Origin of the sequence: Kitasatospora putterlickiae (genome assembly GCF_039527695.1) — a bacterium.
GTDB classification, from domain to species: Bacteria; Actinomycetota; Actinomycetes; order Streptomycetales; family Streptomycetaceae; genus Kitasatospora; species Kitasatospora putterlickiae.
Genome location: NZ_BAAAKJ010000131.1, coordinates 1 through 6,441, shown reverse-complemented (window position 1 = coordinate 6,441; position 6,441 = coordinate 1). Strand labels below are relative to the sequence as shown.

At 76.7% G+C, this 6,441-nt stretch carries 1 protein-coding gene; it reads left to right on the top strand.

The genetic code is table 11. The features are described from left to right. The coding region (locus tag ABD308_RS13630) for an SDR family NAD(P)-dependent oxidoreductase (RefSeq protein ID WP_344333323.1) at positions 1-6,441 on the top strand (6,441 nt) is incomplete at both ends.

The window sequence follows — 6,441 nt, the reverse complement described above, 5'->3', positions numbered from 1 at the left end:
GCGCCGCCGACGACCCGGCCGTCGCGTTCGCCGTGGACTCCCTGCGCGGACACGGCGCCACACCCGTCCTGGTCGAGGCGGGCCCCGACGCGACCGACCGGACACGGTTCGCCGCACTGCTCCGCGACGCCCACGACCACGCCGACGGGCCGCCCGCCGGAATCCTGTCACTGCTCGCCCTGGCCGAAGAACCGCACGGCGACGGATCGGCGCTTCCCCGCGGCCTCACCCTGACGGTCGCACTCCTCCAGGCCCTGGGCGACCTCGGCACCGAGGCCCCGCTCTGGTGCGCCACCCGGGGCGCGGTGTCGGTCGGCCGCTCCGACCGGATCGACAGCACGCTCCAGGCCCTGGTCTGGGGCCTCGGCGGGGTCGCCGGCGTCGAGTACCCGCAGCGGTGGGCCGGCCTGGTCGACCTGCCGCGCCGGTTCGACGGCCGGGCCGCGACCCGGCTCGCCGAAGCACTGACGAACCCGGACGGCGAGGACCAGCTGGCGGTGCGCGCCACCGGCCTCTACGGCCGCAGGGTCGTCCACGCCGGACTCGGTGACACCGCCCCCGTACGCGACTGGACACCCGAGGGCACCGTCCTGATCACCGGCGGCACCGGCGGCCTCGGCGCCCAGATCGCCCGCTGGCTCGCCCGCACCGGCACCGCGCACCTGCTGCTCACCAGCCGGCGCGGCGCGCAGGCCCCGGGCGCCGAAGCCCTGCTGGCCGAACTGCGCGGACTCGGCGCCGACGCCACCGCGGTGGCCTGCGACGTCGCGGACCGCGACGCACTGGCCGAACTGCTCGCCGGCATTCCGGCCGAGCGCCCGCTGCGCGCCGTCCTGCACACCGCGGGCGTCCTCGACGACGGGGTGATCGCCTCGATCACCCCCGAACGCGCGGCCGGCGTCCTGCGCCCCAAGCTCGACGGCGCCCGCAACCTCGACGAGCTCACCCGCGACCTCGACCTGACCGCCTTCGTGCTGTTCTCCTCGCTCGCCGGCACGCTCGGCGGCACCGGCCAGGGCAGCTACGCCGCCGCCAACGCCTACCTCGACGCCCTGGCCCGGCAACGCCGCGACCTCGGACTGCCCGGCACCTCGGTGGCCTGGGGCCTGTGGGGCGGCGACAGCCTCGCCTCCGGAGCGGTCGCCGAACGGCTGATCCGCGACGGCCTGCCCGCCATGGATCCCGCCACGGCCACGATCGCGCTGCGCCAGGCCCTCGACCACGACGAGACGGCGGTCCTGGTCGCCGACTTCGCCTGGGACCGCTTCACCCGGGCGTTCACCGCGCTCCGGCCCAGCGCCGCCCTCGGGGACCTGCCCGAGGTCCGGGACGTGCTCGCCGCCGCGGGCGGGTCCCGCAGCACGGCCGACGGCGCCGAGCCGCCGGCCCTGCGGCTGACCGCACTGCCCCCGGCGGAGCGGGACCGGGCCCTGCTGGACCTGGTCCGCGGCGAGGTCGCCGCCGTGCTCGGCCACCCCGGGCCCGAGGCGGTGGGACCCGACCAGGCGTTCAAGGACATCGGCTTCGACTCGCTGATCGCCGTCGAACTGCGCAACCGGATCGCCGCGGCCACCGGCCTGCGCCTGTCGGTGACCCTGGCCTTCGACTACCCCACGGCCACGGCCCTGGCCGGACACCTGCGCACCGAACTGCCGGGGGCGCCGGCCACGGAGACGACCGACGCCCCCGGGCAGCCGCCCGTGGCCGCCGCGGTGTCCGAGGACGAGGCGATCGCCGTGGTCGGCATGAGCTGCCGCTACCCCGGCGGCGTCAGCACCCCCGAGGAGCTGTGGGAGTTCGTCGCGGGCGGACAGGACGCGATCACCGGCTTCCCCACCGGACGCGGCTGGGACCTGGACGGCCTCTACGACCCGGACCCGGACCGGGTCGGCAGCACCTACGCGCGGGAGGGCGGCTTCCTCCACGACGCCGACCGCTTCGACCCGGCCTTCTTCGGGATCTCGCCGCGTGAGGCGCTGACCATCGACCCGCAGCAGCGGCTGCTGCTCGAACTCTCCTGGGAGGCGTTCGAGCGGGCCGGCATCGACCCGCTGTCGCTCAAGGGCAGCGCGAGCGGTGTCTTCGTCGGATGCAGCCACCACGACTACGGGTCGCGCGTCACCGAACCCTCCGAGGAGTTCGAGGGCTACCTCGGCATCGGCAGCGCGGGCAGCGTGGCGTCCGGGCGGATCTCCTACAGCCTCGGCCTCGAAGGACCCGCGGTGACCGTCGACACGGCCTGCTCCTCGTCGCTGGTCGCGGTCCACCTCGCGGCCCGGTCGCTGCGGGCCGGCGAATGCTCGCTGGCGCTCGCCGGCGGGGTGACCGTGATGTCGACACCGGGCGCGTTCGTGGAGTTCAGCCGGCAACGCGTGCTCGCCGAGGACGGCCGCTGCAAACCGTTCGCCGCCGCCGCCGACGGCACCTCCTGGGCCGAGGGCGCCGGACTGCTCGTCCTGGAGCGCCTCTCGGACGCCCGGCGCAACGGCCACCCGGTGCTCGCCCTCGTACGCGGCTCCGCCGTCAACCAGGACGGCGCCAGCAACGGCCTGACCGCCCCCAACGGACCGTCCCAGCAGCGGGTGATCCGGGCGGCCCTCGCCGACGCCGGACTGACCGCCTCCGAGGTCGACGCGGTGGAGGCGCACGGCACCGGGACCCGGCTGGGCGACCCGATCGAGGCCCAGGCACTCCTGGCCACGTACGGCCGGGAACGCGGCGCGGAGCAGCCGCTGTGGCTGGGGTCGCTGAAGTCGAACATCGGGCACAGCCAGGCCGCCGCCGGAGTCGCCGGCATCATCAAGATGGTGCAGGCCATGCGGCACGGGGTGCTTCCGCGCACCCTGCACGTCGACGCGCCGACACCCCATGTCGACTGGTCGGCCGGCGCGGTCCGGCTGCTCACCGACGACACCGCGTGGCCGGAGAGCGGCCGCCCCCGGCGGGCCGCGGTGTCGTCGTTCGGAGTCAGCGGCACCAACGCCCACACCATCCTCGAACAGCCCACCGAACCGGCCCCGCCCGCCGCCCCCGCGCCGGCCCCGGCGCCCACCGCCGACACGCCCGCCCTGCCCTGGCTGCTCTCCGCCCGTGGCGCGGACGCGCTGCGGGAGCAGGCCGCCCGGCTGCTCCGGCACGTGGAGGACGCCCCGGCCCTCGCCGTCGCGGACCTGGGCCGCTCCCTGGCGCTGAACCGCAGCGCCTTCGAGTACCGGGCCGCCCTCACCGGCACGGACCGGCGGACCCTGCTCCAAGGGCTCACCGCTCTCGCCGCCGGCGAGCCGTCGGCGGACCTGGTGAGCGGTGTCGCCGGCGCGGCCGTGAAGACCGCCTTCCTGTTCCCCGGCCAGGGCAGCCAGCGCACCGGGATGGGCGCCGAACTGTACGCGCGGTTCCCGGTGTTCGCCGACGCCTTCGACGCGGTCTGCGCGGAACTCGACCCGCTGCTCGACCACCCGCTGCGGGAGGTGATCGACGCGGCCCCCGGCGACCCCGGCCACGGCCTGCTGGACCGGACCGAATACACCCAGCCCGCCCTGTTCGCCCTCGGCGTCGCACTCTTCCGCCTCGTCGAGCACTGGGGCGTGCGTCCCGACCGGCTGCTCGGCCACTCCGTGGGAGAGCTGGCCGCCGCCCACGTCGCCGGGGTGTTCGCGCTGCCCGACGCCGCGAGGCTGGTGGTCGCTCGGGGACGGCTGATGCAGGCCCTCCCGGCGGGCGGCGCGATGGCCGCCCTCGCCGCCGGGGAGGAGGAGGTGCTGCCGCTGCTCGCCGGCCGCGAGGGCGACGCCGGCCTCGCCGCGGTCAACGGCCCGGCGTCGACCGTGATCTCCGGCGACGCGGCGGTGGTGGACGAGATCGCCGCCGTGCTCGCCGCGCGCGGCCGCAAGACCCGACGGCTGCGGGTCTCCCACGCCTTCCACTCGCCCCTCATGGAGCCGATGCTCGCCGAGTTCCGCGAGGCCGCGGCCCGGATCGTCCCGGGGGAGGCCGCCATCCCCGTCATCTCCGACCTGACGGGCGAGCCGGCCACCGCCGAGCAGCTCGGCTCACCGGACTACTGGGTGGAGCACGTGCGCGGCACCGTCCGCTTCCAGGACGGCGTACGGCACCTGGAGCGCGACGGCGTCACCGCGTTCCTCGAACTCGGACCCGACGGCGCGCTCACCACCATGGGCCAGGACTGCCTGACCGGCGCCACCGGCGGCCCCGTGCTGGTGCCCCTGCTGCGCAAGGACCGGCCCGAAGCCTCCGCGGCGACGGCCGCCCTGGCCCGGCTGCACGTCACGGGCGTCCCCGTGGACTGGAACGCCGTCCACTCCGGCGGCCCGTCCCGCTCCTCCGTCGACCTGCCGACCTACGCCTTCCAGCGCGGCAGCTACTGGCTGCCGGCCGGCCCGGCCACGGCCGGCCTGCCCGCGGCCGGACTGCTGACGGTCGACCACCCGCTGCTCGGCGCCGGAACGGAACTCGCGGACTCCGACGGCTTCCTGTTCACCAGCAGGTTCTCGGTCCGCAGCCACCCCTGGCTGGCCGACCACGGCGTCTACGAGGGCGTGCTGTTCCCCGCCACCGCGTTCCTGGAACTCGCGGTCCGCGCGGGCGACCAGGTCGGCTGCGACCAGGTCGAGGAACTGACCCTGGAGGCGCCGCTGGTGCTCCCGGCGGGCGGAGCCGTCACACTCCAGCTCACCGTCGGAAGCCCGGACGCCTCCGGCACCCGCCCGCTGAGCGTCCACGCCCGGGCCGCCGACGACGGTCCCGACGCCCCCTGGACCCGGCACGCGAGCGGCCTGCTCACCTCCGCCGCGGACCCCGGCCCGGTCGACCCGGTCGACCCCGCGGCCTGGCCGCCGTCCGGAGCCGTCCCGCTCGACACGGAAGGCCTGTACGACCGCTTCGCGGACGGCGGATTCGCCTACGGCCCGGCGTTCCAGGGCCTGCGCGCGGCCTGGCGGCTCGGCGACGAGGTGTACGCCGTCGCGAGCCTGCCGCAGGAGCGGCAGCCGGACGCCGCCGCGTTCGGCCTGCACCCGGCCCTGCTCGACGCCGCCCTGCACGCGCTGGTGTTCGACGTACTGGAGGGACCCGCGCAGGGCTGGCTGCCGTTCTCCTGGAACGGGGTGCGCCTGCACGCCTCCGGCGCCACCGAACTCCGGCTGCGGCTGACCCCCACGGGCCGCGACACCGTCGCCGTACAAGCGACCGACGCCGCCGGCCGGCCGGTGGTCTCGGCCCGCTCCCTCGTCCTGCGACCCGTCTCGGCCGACCGCTTCAAGGCCACCCGCGCCGGACACCACCAGGAACTGTTCCGCCCCGAGTGGCAGGCCCTGCCGGAGCGCGCCGCGACGGGCACCGACCTCGGCCCGGAGTCCTGGACCGTGCTGGGCGCCGGGACGCCCCTGCCCTCCGCCGCCGCGCCGCTCCCCGGCCGCGCGGTCACCGACTTCGCCGCGCTGTCCGCACTGCTCGACGCGGGCGCCCCGCCGCCCCGGCTGGTCCTGGCCGCCCGCCCGCCCGTCCCGGCCCCGTCCGGTCCCCTCCGCGACGCGGTCCACGACGGCCTCGGCACGGTCCTCGCCCTGCTGCGCGACTGGCTGGCCGACGAGCGCCTGACCGGCTCCAAGCTGGTCCTGGTCACCGCGGGCGCGGTCCCGGTGACCGACGACGACGTCCCGGACCCGGCCCTGGCCGCGCTCTGGGGCCTGGTCCGCTCGGCGCAGACCGAGAACCCCGACCGCTTCGTCCTGCTGGACCTGGACGCCCACGACACCCCGCCGGCCGTACTCGCCGAAGCCCTCGCCTCCGGGGAACCCCAGCTCGCGATCCGGGCCGGCGCCGTCCACGTCGCCCGGCTGGCCCGCGTACCGCTGGCCGCCGCCGAGCGCACCCCCGGCTGGGGCGGCGACGGAACCGTCCTGATCACCGGCGGCACCGGCGCCATCGGCGCCCACGTCGCCCGCCACCTGGCCGCCGAACACGGCGTCCGGCACCTGCTGCTGACCAGCCGCAGCGGCCCCGCCGCCGACGGCGCGGCCGAACTCCTCGCCGAGCTCGCCGCGCTGGGCGCGCACGCCGAGATCGCCGCCTGCGACGCCGCCGACCGCGACGCCCTCGCGGACCTGCTCGCCGCCCTGCCCCCCGCCCACCCGCTGACCGGGGTGGTGCACGCCGCGGGCGTCCTGGCCGACGGCGTCGTCGCCACCATGACGCCCGAGCAGCTGGACCTCGTCCTGCGCCCCAAGGTGGACGCGGCGATCAACCTGCACGAACTCACCGCCGGCCTGGACCTGTCCGAGTTCGTCCTGTTCTCGTCCATCGCCGGCGTCTTCGGTGGCATGGGCCAGGGCAACTACGCCGCCGCCAACGCCTTCCTGGACGCACTGGCCCACCGGCGCCGTGCCGACGGGCTGCCCGGCCGCTCCCTCGCCTGGGGCCTGT